The sequence below is a fragment of the Streptomyces sp. RK9 genome (assembly GCF_045070545.1).
In the GTDB taxonomy this organism is placed as follows: domain Bacteria; phylum Actinomycetota; class Actinomycetes; order Streptomycetales; family Streptomycetaceae; genus Streptomyces; species Streptomyces alboflavus.
This window is the reverse complement of the sequence record NZ_CP173704.1, coordinates 2,584,799-2,599,384: the sequence shown is the minus strand read 5'-3', so window position 1 is coordinate 2,599,384 and position 14,586 is coordinate 2,584,799. Positions and strand designations below refer to the sequence as shown.

The 14,586-nt window shown below is 71.7% G+C and carries 12 protein-coding genes; 6 read left to right on the top strand and 6 right to left on the bottom strand.

The window, feature by feature from the left end; all coding sequences use genetic code 11:
* Positions 1-25 precede the first annotated feature (25 nt).
* The 3 genes from AB6L24_RS31825 to erm all read left to right on the top strand — a co-directional run bounded on the left by AB6L24_RS31825 (position 26) and on the right by erm (position 5,271).
* On the top strand, positions 26-3,832 hold the full coding sequence (locus AB6L24_RS31825; protein WP_405661040.1) for a multifunctional oxoglutarate decarboxylase/oxoglutarate dehydrogenase thiamine pyrophosphate-binding subunit/dihydrolipoyllysine-residue succinyltransferase subunit: 3,807 nt from the start codon (positions 26-28) through the stop codon (positions 3,830-3,832).
* A 153-nt stretch (positions 3,833-3,985) separates the two neighbouring features.
* Positions 3,986-4,168 carry a DUF6104 family protein gene (locus AB6L24_RS31820; protein ID WP_003961784.1) on the top strand — a complete coding sequence of 61 codons (183 nt, stop codon included), beginning with the start codon at positions 3,986-3,988 and terminating at the stop codon, positions 4,166-4,168.
* 329 nt (positions 4,169-4,497) lie between these two features.
* Positions 4,498-5,271 (top strand): 23S ribosomal RNA methyltransferase Erm, encoded by a 774-nt coding sequence (erm, locus tag AB6L24_RS31815; protein ID WP_405661037.1) that lies wholly within the window; start codon positions 4,498-4,500, stop codon positions 5,269-5,271.
* A gap of 38 nt (positions 5,272-5,309) precedes the next feature.
* Here erm and AB6L24_RS31810 read toward each other — a convergent pair whose 3' ends face one another.
* Positions 5,310-6,245 (bottom strand): TIGR03620 family F420-dependent LLM class oxidoreductase, encoded by a 936-nt coding sequence (locus AB6L24_RS31810; protein WP_405661035.1) that lies wholly within the window; start codon positions 6,243-6,245, stop codon positions 5,310-5,312.
* 217 nt (positions 6,246-6,462) lie between these two features.
* On the opposite strand from AB6L24_RS31810, the gene AB6L24_RS31805 reads away from it, so the two are divergent.
* Positions 6,463-7,113, top strand: coding sequence for a TetR/AcrR family transcriptional regulator (locus tag AB6L24_RS31805; protein WP_405661032.1), 651 nt, complete (start codon positions 6,463-6,465; stop codon positions 7,111-7,113).
* Between the two features lie 28 nt (positions 7,114-7,141).
* On the opposite strand, the gene AB6L24_RS31800 is transcribed toward AB6L24_RS31805, so the two are convergent.
* The gene (locus AB6L24_RS31800) at positions 7,142-7,939 is read right to left on the bottom strand and encodes a hypothetical protein (protein ID WP_405661029.1); all 798 of its coding nucleotides are present in this window, start codon (positions 7,937-7,939) and stop codon (positions 7,142-7,144) included.
* A 161-nt stretch (positions 7,940-8,100) separates the two neighbouring features.
* On the opposite strand from AB6L24_RS31800, the gene AB6L24_RS31795 reads away from it, so the two are divergent.
* Positions 8,101-9,099, top strand: coding sequence for a DUF4097 family beta strand repeat-containing protein (locus AB6L24_RS31795; protein ID WP_405661026.1), 999 nt, complete (start codon positions 8,101-8,103; stop codon positions 9,097-9,099).
* A gap of 1 nt (position 9,100) precedes the next feature.
* Positions 9,101-10,204, top strand: a complete 1,104-nt coding sequence (locus tag AB6L24_RS31790; RefSeq protein WP_405661024.1) for a helix-turn-helix transcriptional regulator — start codon at positions 9,101-9,103, stop codon at positions 10,202-10,204.
* Between the two features lie 355 nt (positions 10,205-10,559).
* Here AB6L24_RS31790 and AB6L24_RS31785 read toward each other — a convergent pair whose 3' ends face one another.
* The 4 genes from AB6L24_RS31785 to AB6L24_RS31770 all read right to left on the bottom strand — a co-directional run bounded on the left by AB6L24_RS31785 (position 10,560) and on the right by AB6L24_RS31770 (position 14,206).
* On the bottom strand, positions 10,560-11,120 hold the full coding sequence (locus AB6L24_RS31785; RefSeq protein ID WP_405661022.1) for a Clp protease N-terminal domain-containing protein: 561 nt from the start codon (positions 11,118-11,120) through the stop codon (positions 10,560-10,562).
* Complete coding sequence (locus AB6L24_RS31780) at positions 11,120-11,329, bottom strand: helix-turn-helix domain-containing protein (RefSeq protein ID WP_030687611.1); 210 nt, start codon at positions 11,327-11,329, stop codon at positions 11,120-11,122. Before AB6L24_RS31780 ends, AB6L24_RS31785 begins: the two co-directional genes overlap by 1 nt.
* A gap of 98 nt (positions 11,330-11,427) precedes the next feature.
* Positions 11,428-12,390, bottom strand: a complete 963-nt coding sequence (locus AB6L24_RS31775) for a zinc-binding dehydrogenase (RefSeq protein WP_405661020.1) — start codon at positions 12,388-12,390, stop codon at positions 11,428-11,430.
* Positions 12,391-12,991: 601 nt separating this feature from the next.
* Entirely contained in the window at positions 12,992-14,206 is a 1,215-nt protein-coding gene (locus tag AB6L24_RS31770; protein ID WP_380847990.1) for an NADP-dependent malic enzyme, read from the bottom strand.
* Positions 14,207-14,586 lie beyond the last annotated feature (380 nt).

Here is a 14,586-nt window from a genome sequence, read left to right as displayed (position 1 = left end):
GAAGCGGAAGAGGGCGGTTGCCGCCGTGTCGCCACAGTCCCCCAGTAACTCGAGCACTTCGACCGACCAAGAAGCGCAGGGCAAGAACCCTGCTGCCGCGTTCGGTCCCAATGAGTGGCTCGTCGACGAGATCTATCAGCAGTACCTCCAGGACCCGAATTCGGTCGACCGTGCCTGGTGGGACTTCTTCGCCGACTACAAGCCGGGCGTGGGCGCCTCCGTCGCCGCCGCTCCGGCCAAGCCGGCGGGTGACGCGGCCGCGGGGGTCGCGTCCACCACGTCCCCCGCCCCGGCCGCCGCGAAGCCCGCAGCCCCGGCCGCTCCCGCAGCGAAGCCCGCGGCCGCTCCGGCGGCGCAGGCCCCGGCTCCCGCCCCCGCGAAGCCCGCGGCCGCCAAGGCCGCGCCCGCGAAGGCGGAGCCCGCCAAGGCCGCGGCGGACTCTGCGGACGCCAAGGAGAAGGCGGGTCCCGAGTACGTCCCGCTGCGCGGCCCGTCCGCAGCCGTGGCGAAGAACATGAACGCCTCCCTGGAGGTGCCCACGGCCACGTCCGTGCGCGCCGTCCCGGTGAAGCTGCTGTTCGACAACCGCATCGTCATCAACAACCACCTCAAGCGCGCCCGCGGCGGGAAGATCTCCTTCACGCACCTCATCGGGTACGCGATGGTGCAGGCCATCAAGGCCATGCCGTCGATGAACCACTCCTTCGCGGAGAAGGACGGCAAGCCGACGCTGGTCAAGCCGGAGCACATCAACTTCGGCCTCGCCATCGACCTGGTGAAGCCCAACGGCGACCGCCAGCTGGTCGTGGCGGGCATCAAGAAGGCCGAAACCCTGAACTTCTTCGAGTTCTGGCAGGCCTACGAGGACATCGTCCGGCGCGCCCGCGACGGCAAGCTCGGCATGGACGACTTCACCGGCGTCACGGTCTCCCTGACCAACCCCGGCGGCCTCGGCACGGTCCACTCCGTGCCGCGCCTGATGCCCGGCCAGTCGGTCATCATGGGCGTCGGCTCGATGGACTACCCGGCGGAGTTCCAGGGCACGTCCCAGGACACCCTGAACAAGCTGGGCATCTCCAAGGTCATGACGCTGACCTCGACGTACGACCACCGCGTGATCCAGGGTGCGGCGTCCGGCGAGTTCCTGCGCATCGTCGCGAACCTCCTCCTCGGCGAGAACGGCTTCTTCGACGAGATCTTCGAGGCCCTGCGCATCCCCTACGAGCCGGTCCGCTGGCTCAAGGACATCGACGCCAGCCACGACGACGACGTCACCAAGGCCGCCCGGGTCTTCGAGCTGATCCACTCCTACCGCGTCCGCGGCCACGTCATGGCCGACACGGACCCGCTGGAGTACAAGCAGCGCAAGCACCCCGACCTGGACATCACCGAGCACGGCCTGACGCTCTGGGACCTGGAGCGCGAGTTCGCCGTCGGCGGCTTCGCCGGCAAGTCGATGATGAAGCTGCGCGACGTCCTCGGCGTCCTGCGCGACTCGTACTGCCGCACCACCGGCGTCGAGTTCATGCACATCCAGGACCCCAAGCAGCGCAAGTGGCTGCAGGACCGCATCGAGCGCCAGCACGCCTCCAAGCCGGAGCGCGAGGAGCAGCTGCGCATCCTGCGCCGGCTGAACGCCGCCGAGGCCTTCGAGACCTTCCTGCAGACGAAGTACGTCGGCCAGAAGCGCTTCTCCCTGGAGGGCGGCGAGTCCGTCATCCCGCTCCTGGACGCGGTCATCGACAGCGCGGCCGAGTCCCGCCTGGACGAGGTCGTCATCGGCATGGCCCACCGCGGCCGCCTGAACGTCCTCGCCAACATCGTGGGCAAGTCGTACGCCCAGATCTTCCGCGAGTTCGAGGGCAACCTCGACCCGAAGTCGATGCACGGCTCCGGAGACGTCAAGTACCACCTGGGCGCCGAGGGCACCTTCACGGGCCTGGACGGCGAGCAGATCAAGGTCTCCCTGGCCGCGAACCCCTCCCACCTGGAGGCGGTCGACCCGGTCCTGGAGGGCATCGCCCGCGCCAAGCAGGACATCATCAACAAGGGCGGTACGGACTTCACTGTCCTGCCGGTGGCCCTCCACGGAGACGCGGCCTTCGCGGGCCAGGGCGTCGTCGCGGAGACCCTGAACATGTCGCAGCTGCGGGGCTACCGCACCGGCGGCACGGTCCACGTCGTCATCAACAACCAGGTCGGCTTCACGGCCGCTCCGGAGTCCTCGCGTTCGTCGATGTACTCCACGGACGTGGCCCGGATGATCGAAGCGCCGATCTTCCACGTGAACGGCGACGACCCGGAGGCCGTCGTCCGCGTCGCGCGGCTCGCCTTCGAGTTCCGCCAGGCGTTCAACAAGGACGTCGTCATCGACCTGATCTGCTACCGCCGCCGCGGACACAACGAGTCCGACAATCCGGCGTTCACGCAGCCGCTGATGTACGACCTGATCGACAAGAAGCGCTCGGTGCGCAAGCTGTACACCGAGTCCCTGATCGGCCGCGGCGACATCACCCTGGAAGAGGCCGAGCAGGCCCTCCAGGACTACCAGGGCCAGCTGGAGAAGGTCTTCACGGAGGTCCGTGAGGCCACCTCGCAGCCCGCTCCGGCGGAGGTCCCCGAGCCGCAGGCCGAGTTCCCGGTGGCGGTCAACACGGCGATCTCCCAGGAGGTCGTCAAGCGCATCGCCGAGTCCCAGGTCAACATCCCCGACCACGTCACGGTCCACCCGCGTCTGCTGCCCCAGCTGCAGCGCCGCGCGGCCATGGTCGAGGACGGCACGATCGACTGGGGCATGGGCGAGACCCTGGCCATCGGCTCGCTCCTCCTGGAGGGCACCCCGGTGCGCCTGGCGGGCCAGGACTCCCGCCGCGGCACGTTCGGCCAGCGCCACGCGGTCCTGATCGACCGCAACACGGGCGACGACTACACGCCGCTGCTGTACCTCTCCGAGGACCAGGCCCGCTTCAACGCCTACGACTCGCTGCTCTCCGAGTACGCGGCCATGGGCTTCGAGTACGGCTACTCCCTCGCGCGTCCCGAATCCCTCGTGATGTGGGAGGCGCAGTTCGGCGACTTCGTCAACGGCGCGCAGACGGTCGTCGACGAGTTCATCTCGTCGGCCGAGCAGAAGTGGGGCCAGACGTCCGGCGTCACCCTGCTGCTTCCGCACGGCTACGAAGGCCAGGGCCCCGACCACTCGTCGGCCCGCCCGGAGCGCTTCCTGCAGCTCTGCGCCCAGAACAACATGACGGTCGCGATGCCGACCCTCCCGTCGAACTACTTCCACCTCCTGCGGTGGCAGGTGCACAACCCGCACCACAAGCCGCTGGTGGTCTTCACCCCGAAGTGGATGCTGCGCCTCAAGGCCGCGGCCTCCAAGACGGAGGAGTTCACGACGGGCGGCTTCCGCCCGGTCATCGGCGACGACTCGGTGGACGTCAACGCGGTCCGCAAGGTCGTCTTCTGCGCCGGCAAGCTCTACTACGAGCTGGACGCCGAGCGGAAGAAGCGCGGCATCACGGACACGGCCCTCATCCGTCTGGAGCGCCTGTACCCGCTGCCGGGTGCCGAGCTCCAGGCCGAGATCGCCAAGTACCCGAACGCCGAGAAGTACCTGTGGGCGCAGGAGGAGCCGGCGAACCAGGGCGCGTGGCCCTTCATCGCCCTCAACCTCATCGACCACCTGGACCTGGCGGTCGGCGCCGACATCCCGCACGACGAGCGTCTGCGCCGCATCTCGCGGCCGCACGGCTCGTCCCCGGCGGTCGGCTCCAAGAAGCGCCACGAGCAGGAGCAGGAGCAGCTCCTGAACGAGGTCTTCGAGGCCTAGTCCGCGGCGGTCACCGCCGTTCGGCACGTCGGGTGGGCCCGGCTCCGAGTCCTGTACGGGACTTGGGGCCGGGCCCACCGGCGTACGGCCGTACGATGAAACGGAACGCAGCCCGGCCACCGGCCCGGGTCCGGCCCGCACCAGGAGCAAGAGTTGTACTTCACCGACCGTGGCATCGAGGAGCTGGAGAAGCGGCGCGGCGAGGAGGAGGTCACCTTCGAGTGGCTCGCCGAGCAGCTCCGCACCTTCGTGGACCTCAACCCGGACTTCGAGGTCCCGGTGGAGCGCCTCGCCACGTGGCTCGCGCGCCTGGACGACGAGGACGAGGACGAGTAGTCGTCATCTCCGGGGGTGCCGGTACGCCTCCAGGGCTGCCGGTACATCTCTAGGGGCTGCTGATACGTCTCCAGGGCCGCTGATACGTCTCCGCCGGGTTGCCGGTACGGCCCGCTCCGGTCTCGGCGAAAAATCACTTGCCTGTAGGCCCCGGCCGCCCCGTACGCTGCCTCCCATGTGCGCATTCGCAGCTGCTGCCATCACAAGGATCCGCCGCGCCTAGCGGCGGGCCGACCTCATCCCACTCTGGAACGCCCCGCCGCTTCCACGCGTAAGCGCCGAGCGGCACTTCGTGCTGCCCGGCTTACCTCGAAGCCGCGGAGACACCTGTGCGCACGCACCACCATGGCCGCCATGAGTTCGGCCAGAACTTCCTCACCGACCGCTCCACCATCGGCACGTTCGTCGACCTCGTGGGCCGCACCCACGGCCCGATCGTCGAGATCGGCACCGGGGACGGGGCCCTGACGCTCCCCCTGCAACGCCTGGGCCGACGCCTCACGGGCATCGAGATCGACCACCGCCGGGCCGAACGACTGCGGCGGCGCGCCGCCCCCTCGACGACGATCGTCACGGCCGACTTCCTGCGCTACCGCACCCCGCCGGAACCGCACGTCCTGGTCGGCAACCTCCCCTTCCACGAGACGACCCCCATGCTGCGCCGCATCCTGCGCTCGACGGGCTGGACCGACGCCGTCCTGCTCGTCCAGTGGGAGGTCGCCCGCCGTCGCGCCGGGGTCGGCGGGGCGACGCTGATGACGGCCCAGTGGTGGCCCTGGTACGCGTTCGGCCTCGAAGGCCGCGTCCCTGCGGCGGCGTTCCGGCCACGCCCCAACGTCGACGGCGGCCTGATGACGATCGCCCGTCGGGAGCGGCCCCTGGTCGCGTCCGGCCGGCGGCAGGAGTACCAGGAGTTCGTACGCCGGGTGTTCACCGGACGGGGCCGAGGACTGCCTCAGATCCTCGCCTCAGCGGCTCCCGACCTGCCCCGGCACAGGATCCAGGAGTGGGCGCGGCGAGGCGGCCACAGCCCCGCACGCCTGCCCAAGGACCTCGGCGTGGAGGAGTGGGCGGAGCTGTTCGGGATGCGGGGGCGGGGATAGCCGGGTGAGGGCGTGGCGGCAGGAGGGCTCGGCGCCGGTCAGCGGGTGAGCACCGGCGCCAGCTCCCGCCACTGCCGCAGGGGCAGCTCGCCGGGGTCGGCCGTCAGGACCTGGACGCAGACGTGGTCCGCCCCGGCCGCGAAATGCTCCGCCACGCGTGCGTGGATGGCGTCGACGTCTCCGTAGGCGACGATCGCGTCCACCAGACGTCGGCTCGGCTCACCGCTGTCGGCCTCCTCCTGGAAGCCGAGCCGACGCAGACTCGCGAGCTGGTGGGGCGCCCGCAGGTAGCCGACGACGTGCTCGGTGGCCACCTCGCGGGCCCGCGCGCGGTCCGTTTCGAGGACGACGGCCTGCTCGACCCCGAGGAACGCCTCGGGCCCCAGGATGTCCCGGGCCCGCGCGGTGTGCTCCACCGGCACGAAGTACGGATGCGCGCCCCAGGTGCGCTCGGCCGCGAGACCCAGCATCTTCGGCCCGAGCGCGGCCAAGAGGCGGCGCGGGGCGGGGTCCGGCACGGGGCCGTACGCGGGCGCCGCGTCCATGGCGTCCAGGTAGCCCCGCATGGTCGCGACCGCCCGCCCGCGCGCGGGCACCTTGTAGCCGTCGACGTCCATGGCGGTGTCGTCGACCCGGTGCCCGCCCAGGCCGAGGACGTAGCGGCCGGGGAACGCCTCGCCGAGGGTCCGCTCGGCATTGGCCATGGCGAGGGGTTCCCGGTACGCGATGTTGGCGATGCCGGACGCGACGACGATCCGCCGGGTGGCGGACAGCAGCAGCCACGCCTGCCCGTGCGTGTCACGCCCGAACGCCTCCCCGTACCAGATCGCGCCGTACCCCAACTCCTCGATCTCCGCGGCCGCTTCGCGCACCCGCCCCGCGGGTTGCCCCTCGAAGGCGAAGGTCCAGATCCCCGCCCGCCCGGGCCCGTCGGCTCCCTGACCGAGCCCGACGTCTCCTTGGAGGTCACTCATCCCGCACCCCACATCCATTAACGGAGAACTTCTCCGGTTACTTGCGGAGTACGATACGGAGAACCTCTCCGCAAGGCCAGCCCTCTCCCAGCCGTCCTCTCGCCCGCCGCCACCCGCCTCCCTCCTGCCCGCCCCCCTCGACCGTCCCGACCTCGGCCCGGATCCCGGATTCCTGGATCGCACCCGCTCTCGGGAAACGACACCCCGGGACACAGAGATGAACCAGCAGCAGCCCCAGCGCCAGCCCCGAGCGCGAGCCTCCGCAGCCACCCGCGCAGCCGGTCCCGCCACGACCGGCCGCCCCGCCCGCGCCGACGCCGTCCGCAATCGCGAGCGCATCGTCGCCGCCGCGCGGGAGGCCTTCGCCGAGGCGGGCCCGGAGGCGTCGTTGAACGAGATCGCCCGCCGCGCGGGCGTGGGCCCCGGCACGCTGTACCGACATTTCTCCGGTCGCCCCGAACTGCTCGCCGCCGTCCTGAAGGAGCGCGTCGACATGCTGTGCACTCGGGCGCAGGACCTGCTGTCGGCCGACTCTGCGGGGGCCGCACTGGAGGAGTGGCTGCGCGCGTTCCTCGACCACGCGCGCGTGAACCAGGGGTTGGGCGGCGCGCTGATGTTGGAGGAGCTGGAAGCGACCGGCGCGCTGGGTTCCGACTGCCATCAGCGCATCCTCGACGCGGCAGGCGCGCTGCTGACGCGGGCCCAGGATTCGGGCGCCGCCCGCCGCGACCTGTCGCCGGCCGACCTGCTTCAACTGGTCGTCGGGGTCGCCCTCTCCACCACCCACAAGCAGGCCTCAACGGCGGGCGACCCGAAGCAGCCGGGGCGCCTGCTGAGCCTGGTCCTCGACGCGACGAAGCCCCGCTGAGCCGCCCCTGTCCGGACGGCCCCGCACATCACTCCCCGCCCCGGGCCTTCCTCCGCTCACGGACGAGCCCCAGCACCCCGTGCAGCACAAGGACCGCCCCTGCCACCGCCCAGCCACTGCCGCGGCGGCGCGGCGACCAGAGCAGGAGAGGGATGCCGACCGCGAGCTGGGCCCCGGCCAGGGCTCGGGACAGCGGCCCGCTCTCGACGGCGTCGAGCTCCGCCCGTACGGCGTCCCGCCAGCCGGACCACTCGACGTGGCGGACGCCGTCCAGCACCCGGGCGACCTCCCGGAGGCGGTCGGCGGGCTCGCCGGGGCTCAGCCCGGGTGGCAGGTCGACGCCCGCCCGGGTGAGGACGGCGAGCAGCCCCCGCATCCGGGCGCGCGCGTCGGCCGCCGAGTCCGGCCTGGCCAGCGCGTCCAGGGCCTGCATGTCGAGCACCGGGTCCAGGCCCAGGCGCGCGGCGAACGACCGCATCGCCTCGTCCTCGCCGACCGGCGTGCCATTGGCCAGCCACACGTACCCGACCGTCCGCCGGAAGCCCGCCGCGAGCGTGTAGCCGGAGCGGTCGGCGTCCCACCACAGTGCGAGCACTGGCCCGGGTGAGGCGACGGCGAGAGCGGTGGCCCAGCCGGTGAGCACCCGGTCGACCTGCTCGTCGCCGTGCAGCCACGGCTTGCCCTCGGGCACGAGCACGCTCCACTCGTCCCCCGCGGACGCGAGCAGCATCCGCTCCCGCAGCAGCTGCGCGACCGTCTCGACGGCGTCCACTCCGGCCCGGCAGAGCAGCAGCGCGCCCGCGGATCCGGTCGGCTCGGATGACATGGCCCCACGCTAGGACATTTCATGATTTCTGGCCCGGAGGCAGACGGCGGGCGACCGCGGAGAAGAGATAGGTCTTGACTTTCCGTATCCGCGATATATCGTGTGTATCAGAGACGCGATATGGCGCGTCGCGTCCGACCCGCTCAAGGAGGTCCGCCACCATGCCAGAGTGGTCCGTCGCCGAGCCCAGGAAGCTGACGTTCGAGGAGCCCGTGAGGACACTGCGCGTGCGCGTGGTGAACGGCACGGTGAATGTCGTCGGCACAGACGAGGACTCGGCCAGACTGGAGGTCTCCGAGATATCGGGCCCTCCGCTCACCGTGACGCAGCACGACGGCACCTTGTCCGTCGCGTACGACGACCTGCCGTGGAAGGGCTTCCTGGAGTGGCTCGACCCCCACGGCACCCGCCGCCACACGGTGATCTCGCTGGCGGTGCCGGCCGGGACCCGTGTCGAGGTGGGAGCGATCGGCGCGGGTGCCGTGGTCACCGGAATCGAGGGCCGCACCGAGGTGCGGGGCATCACGGGCGACACGACCCTCGTCGGCCTCACGGGACCGGTCCGGGCGGAGACGTTCTCCGGCAACGTCGCGGCCCAGGGCGTCACCGGTGACCTGCGGTTCGACTCGATCTCGGGCGACCTGACCGTCTTCGACGGCTCCGGGTCCTCCGTTCGGGCCGAATCCGTGAGCGGCGCGATGATCGTGGACCTGGACCCGGCCACAGGATCGGCCGATGTCGGGCTCACCAGCATCTCCGGCGAGATAGCGGTCCGCCTCCCGCATCCGGCCCACGCCGAGGTGCGGGCCAATACGGCGAGCGGCTCGGTGTCCAGCGACTTCGACGACCTCCGGGTCAGCGGCCAGTGGGGCGCGAAGAAGCTCACCGGCAGGCTGGGGTCGGGCAGCGGCCAGCTGCGGGCGAAGACGATCTCCGGCTCGATCGCGCTTCTGCGCAAACCCTCGGTGGAGGAAGATCTGTACAAGCACGATCTGTACAAGGCGGATGAGCCCTCGCGGGACGCACCCCCCTCGGACTCCCCGCTCCCGACCCCGCCCTCCCCGGCCGCCACCCCGAGCGGCGGCCCGGACGCGGACGCCCCCGCCGATGCCCCGAAGGCGGACGCCGCCGACGGCCCGACCGACAAGAAGGTGCTCTGAGATGCCTCCCGTGTTCGCCCACGGCCGCCTGCGCCTGTACCTGCTGAAGCTCCTGGACGAGGCCCCGCGCCACGGCTACGAGGTGATCCGCCTCCTCGAGGAGCGCTTCCAAGGGCTGTACGCCCCCTCGGCGGGCACCGTGTACCCCCGCCTGGCCAAGCTCGAGGCGGAAGGCCTGGTCACCCACACCACCGAGGGCGGCAGGAAGGTGTACGCGATCACCGACGCGGGCCGCGCCGAGCTGGCCGACCGCAGCGGCGAGCTGGCCGACCTGGAGCTGGAGATCCGTGAGTCGGTGGCGGGGCTCGCCGCCGAGATCCGCGACGGCGTGCAGGGTGCGGCGGGCGAGTTGCGGCGGGAGATGCGTGCGGCCGCGCAGGAGGCGCGCGCCGGCAGCAAGTCCGGCACGGGCGCGGGCTTCCCGAACCCCTCGGACTTCTTCGACAGCTCCTGGGCGGACAGCGACGGCTGGCGCCAGGCGAAGGAGGAGTTCCGGCGCGCCCGGCAGGAGTGGAAGGAGCAGGCGCGGCGAGCGAAGGACGAGAGCCGCCGGGCCCGCGAGGAGGCCCAGCGGGCCCGTCGACAGGCGAAGGACGCACAGGAGCGGGTGCGGGCGGAGGCCCAGGAGGAGCTGCAGCGCATGGCCAGGCGGGTGCAGGAGCAGGTGCAGGACCACTTCGCGCGGGGCGACTGGCCGACGGGTGTCCGTGAGGGCCTGTCCGAGCTGGCCAAGGAGTTCGGCGACTTCGGGAAGGAGTTCGGCAAGGACTTCGGGGTCGACTTCGGCAAGGACTTCGGTTTCGGGACGTCGGACAAGGCCTCGGGCGGCAAGACGTCCGAGCCGGGCCCCGTGTTCACGGTCGAGCGGGACGAGGTGCCCGTCGAGTACGTCCCGGACTGGGCCCACGAGGAGTCCAGCGGCGAGCCCGCGCGCGACCTGGAGCGACTCCTGGACCGCTTCCGCGACGACATCCGCGACGCGGCCCGCGACTGCGGGGTCTCCGAGGAACAGCTCCGCGAGGCTCGCCGCCACCTCTCGGAGGCAGCGGCCCACATCGGCGTGGCCCTGCGGACCCCCAAGGCGCCCGAGTCCCCCAAGCCCTGACTCGACGCCCACCGGGCCACGGAGCCCCGGCACATCGGCCGGGGCCCGGGGCCGTGAGGCCCGGGGCCGTGAGGCCCGGGGCCGTGAGGCCCGGGGCCGTGAGGCCCGGGGCCGTGAGGCCCGGGGCCGTGAGGTGCGCTCACCTCACGGCAGGGTCGGGGCGCTGGCGCCCGCCTGCGCGCGCCTCCCGCATGGGGCGCATTGCTGGCGTCGGCGCGGGACACGCGGTCGGCCAGGCCGGGCACGTGGGCCGCGACGGCGGCAGGTGGCAGGCAGGTGGGATGTCAGCCCGGGCCGAGGCAGGCGGGCGGGCGATCCCCCGCACTCACCGCGTCCCGTCCCGTCCCCTAGGGCCCTAGGCCTGATACAGCACGCGTTCCACCGCGGCCCGCGTCACCCCGTGGTCCGCCAGGGCTTCGGCGACGATGCCGGGGCGGGTGGTCAGGGCGAGGAGGATGTGTTCGTCGCCGATGCTGCGGTCGCGGCGGGCGGTGGCGATGCGCAGGGACCGTTCCAGGGTGTCCTTGGCGTCACGGGTGAAGCCGCGGTGGCCGATCCAGGATCCGAGGCCACGGCGTTCGCGGCGGGCGCCCACGCCCGCCAGCGCTCCGGCGCCATGGGTCTCCTCGACGCGGGAGACGATCTCCTCGACGTCGATGCCGAGCCCGGCGAGGGCGTCGGCGTCCGCCTGGGTGAGGCCGCCCCGGCGCCGCGCCTCGGCGAGGGCCCGGGTGATGTCCGCACGGCGCCGGTCGGCACCGAGGGCGGCCAGGGCGAAGGAAGCACGGGTGCCCTCGCGGTCGAGGAGGGCGAGCAGCAGATGCCCGTCGTCGATGGAGTCGGCGCCCTCCCGTTCGGACTGCTCGACCGCGCCCGTCACCACGTCACGGGCACCATTGGTGAAGCGTTCGAACATCACTGCCTCCCGTACTTCTTGTGCACGGCCTGCCTGCTCACGCCCAGTTCCGCGGCGATCTCCTGCCACGACCAGCCCTGCTGGCGCGCGCTGCGCACCTGCACGGCCTCGAGCTGCTCCACCAGACGCCGCAGCGCGGTGACGGCTCGCAGCCCGACTCGTGGATCGCGGTCGCCCGCGCGCTCGGCGAGATCCGTTGCTTCGGTCATGTTGTCAACGTACGTTGACAAGCCCGCACTGTCAACCGTGGTTGACAGCGGGCGGGCTCGACGACCTCAGACGGTCGGCGCCTCGGACCGTCGGCGCCTCAGACGGTCAGCACGATCTTGCCGAACTGGTCGCCCGCCTCCAGGCGTTCGAAGCCCTCGCGGGCGCGGTCGAGGGGCAGGACTTCGTCGATGACGGGGCGTACGCCGGTGGCGGCGCAGAAGGACAGGAGGTCTTCCAGCTCGTCCTTGGAGCCCATGGTGGAGCCGACGATGCGCAGTTCCAGGAAGTAGACGCGGGTCAGTTCGGCGTGGGAGGGGCGGTCACCGCTGGTGGCACCGGAGATGACCAGGGTGCCGCCGGGACGGAGCGACTTGATGGAGTGCGACCAGGTGGCGGCGCCGACCGTCTCGATGACCGCGTCGACCCGCTGCGGCAGCCGGGCTCCGGCAGGCAGGGCCTCCACCGCACCCAGTTCGAGGGCGCGCTTGCGCTTGGCCTCGTCGCGGCTGGTGGCGAAGACCTTCAGGCCCGCGGCCTTGGCGAGCACGATGGCGGCGGTCGCCACGCCGCCGCCGGCGCCCTGGACGAGGATCGAGTCGCCGGGGCGTACGCCCGCGTTGGTGAAGAGCATGCGGTACGCGGTGAGCCAGGCGGTGGGGAGGCAGGCGGCCTCCGCGAAGGAGAGTTCCTTGGGCTTGGGGAGGACGTTCCAGGTGGGCACGGCGACCTGCTCGGCGAACGTGCCCTGATACTTCTCCGTCAGGATGGAGCGGCGCTCGCGCGGGCCGACGCCGTGGCCGGACTGGCCGATGACGGAGTGCAGGACGACTTCGTTGCCGTCCTCGTCGAGGCCGGCCGCGTCGCAGCCGAGGATCATCGGGAGCTTGTCCTCGTCCAGGCCGACCCCGCGCAGGGACCACAGGTCGTGGTGGTTGAGGGAGGCGGCCTTGACGTTCACGGTCGACCAGCCCGGGCGTGGGGTGGGGGCCGGGCGCTCCCCCAGTTCCAGGCCGGTGAGGGGGTGATCGCGGTTGATGCGGGCGGCGTAGGCAGCGAACATGGCGCCGACGATATGCCTGGCCCCTGGGCCTTCGGAACGTCCCACGGGTGTGACCCGCACCGCGTCACCGGCCCTACCCGGGGCTCGGCCGCCCCGCGCCTCGCCTCGGCCCTGCCCTTGCCCCCGACAGAGGCCTCTGCCCCGCGCCCCGGTGCGGCCCAGGCAATCCTGCCTCCGTCGGACCCGCAGCACTGCCGCTGTACCCACCCGTCCCGCCCAGCGGGACGATTGCCCACAGCGAAACGCACCAAGCAGCACCCGCAGCACCCGCAGCACCCGCCAGACCAAAGCCCCACAGCAGCACCCAGCACCCAGCACGTCAGAACGACCGCGCACCCCACCCCGCCCGTCAGGGCGGACCCCCACAGGCACCGCGCACCGGGGCACCTCACGCCCCACCCACCAGACCCCTGGGCATGCACCGCCCACCGGAGCAAACCACTCCGCCCCCGCCCGCCAGGGCAAACCCCCCGCAGCCGCCCGCGGCGACCACCCCCCACAAGCGGCGTCCACCCCACGGATCGCCAGAAGCGGGTGGGCGGGCGGGAAAGAAAAAAGCGAGGGCCCCGCCGGACAACCCGGCGGGACCCAGACGCAAGGCTCAGCGCCGAGCCACACCCTCGGCCCGCGCGGCCGCCGCAACAGCCGCCGTGACCGCGGGAGCCACCCGCTCGTCGAACGGCGAGGGGATGACGTAGTCGGCGGACAGTTCGTCGCCGACGACATCGGCCAGCGCGTCGGCCGCCGCGATCTTCATGCCCTCGGTGATCCGAGAAGCCCGCACCTGCAGCGCGCCCGCGAAGATCCCGGGGAACGCGAGCACGTTGTTGATCTGGTTCGGGTAGTCCGAGCGCCCGGTCGCCACCACGGCGGCGTACTTGTGGGCGATGTCGGGGTGCACCTCGGGGTTCGGGTTGGCCATGGCGAACACGAACGAGTTCGGGGCCATGGAGGCCACCGCGGGCTCGGGCACCGTACCGCCGGAGACGCCGATGAAGACGTCCGCGCCGGCCAGGGCGGACTCGAGCGAGCCGCTCAGCCCGGCCTTGTTGGTGAGCTCCGCGAGCTCCCGCTTGACCGGCGTGAGGTCGTCCCGGTCCCGGGACACGACGCCCTTGCGGTCCGCGACCGCCACGTCACCGAGCCCCGCCTCGAGCAGGAACTTCGCGATGGCCACACCGGCCGCGCCCGCGCCGGAGATCACGGCCCGCAGGTCACCGAGGGTGCGCCCGGTCAGCCGCGCCGCGTTGCGCAGGGCGGCCAGGGTGACGACGGCCGTGCCGTGCTGGTCGTCGTGGAAGACCGGGATGTCGAGGCGCTCCTGGAGCCGACGCTCGATCTCGAAGCAGCGCGGCGCGGAGATGTCCTCCAGGTTGACGCCGCCGAAGGACGGCGCGAGCCGGACCACCGTGTCGATGATCTCGTCGACGTCGGTCGTGGCGAGCGCGATGGGCACCGCGTCGACCCCGCCGAACTGCTTGAAGAGGATGGCCTTGCCCTCCATGACGGGGAGCGAGGCCTCCGGGCCGATGTCACCGAGCCCCAGCACGGCGGTGCCGTCGGTGACGACGGCGACGACGTTCGACTTCCACGTGTAGTCGTGGACGAGCTCCGGCTTCTCGGCGATGGCGCTGCACACCTTCGCGACGCCCGGCGTGTACGCCAGGGACAGGTCGTCCTTGTCGCGCACCGGCACGGTCGCCTGGACGGCCATCTTGCCGCCGCGATGCAGCGCGAAGGCCGGATCGAAGGGCTCCTCCGCGCCTTCGTGCCCGGCTGTGCTGTCGCTGCGAGGATTGACGATCTCCGCTGCCACTGTGTCTGACCCCTTAATTCTTCAGGTTGAGGGTGAACCACTTCCTGGTGGAGAAGTGGGGCGGGAACCGCGTCCGGTGTGAGCCCTCGGGCCTTGCGGCCGTCGGCTCCCCGCCTGTCGGCGGAGCGGTACGGGAGGTACGTCCGAACGCGCGGGCACGCCGCACACGTGCCCTGGCCCCGGATGAGGGGTGTAACCGTCTTTTCTACCGGATGCTTCCGACCGCCGACGAGCCATATCTGTGTCAGATCGATGTGAACAGCAGGTATCCCTGGGACCACAGGGGTAAAATGTCCGTATTATTTAGAAATCTCCACCCCGGCAGTCCGCATGGCGAGATTGGGTGGTTATCAAATGGTTGACGAGCGTTCGCACCGGCG

What these genes read in the sequence shown, in the direction of transcription:
- AB6L24_RS31810 (WP_405661035.1), bottom strand. Translation starts at nt 6,245, where the DNA reads ATGAGTGACCTCCAAGGAGACGTCGGGCTCGGTCAGGGAGCCGACGGG.
- AB6L24_RS31805 (WP_405661032.1), top strand. Translation starts at nt 6,463, where the DNA reads ATGAACCAGCAGCAGCCCCAGCGCCAGCCCCGAGCGCGAGCCTCCGCA.
- AB6L24_RS31800 (WP_405661029.1), bottom strand. Translation starts at nt 7,939, where the DNA reads ATGTCATCCGAGCCGACCGGATCCGCGGGCGCGCTGCTGCTCTGCCGG.
- AB6L24_RS31795 (WP_405661026.1), top strand. Translation starts at nt 8,101, where the DNA reads ATGCCAGAGTGGTCCGTCGCCGAGCCCAGGAAGCTGACGTTCGAGGAG.
- AB6L24_RS31790 (WP_405661024.1), top strand. Translation starts at nt 9,101, where the DNA reads ATGCCTCCCGTGTTCGCCCACGGCCGCCTGCGCCTGTACCTGCTGAAG.
- AB6L24_RS31785 (WP_405661022.1), bottom strand. Translation starts at nt 11,120, where the DNA reads ATGTTCGAACGCTTCACCAATGGTGCCCGTGACGTGGTGACGGGCGCG.
- AB6L24_RS31780 (WP_030687611.1), bottom strand. Translation starts at nt 11,329, where the DNA reads ATGACCGAAGCAACGGATCTCGCCGAGCGCGCGGGCGACCGCGATCCA.
- AB6L24_RS31775 (WP_405661020.1), bottom strand. Translation starts at nt 12,390, where the DNA reads ATGTTCGCTGCCTACGCCGCCCGCATCAACCGCGATCACCCCCTCACC.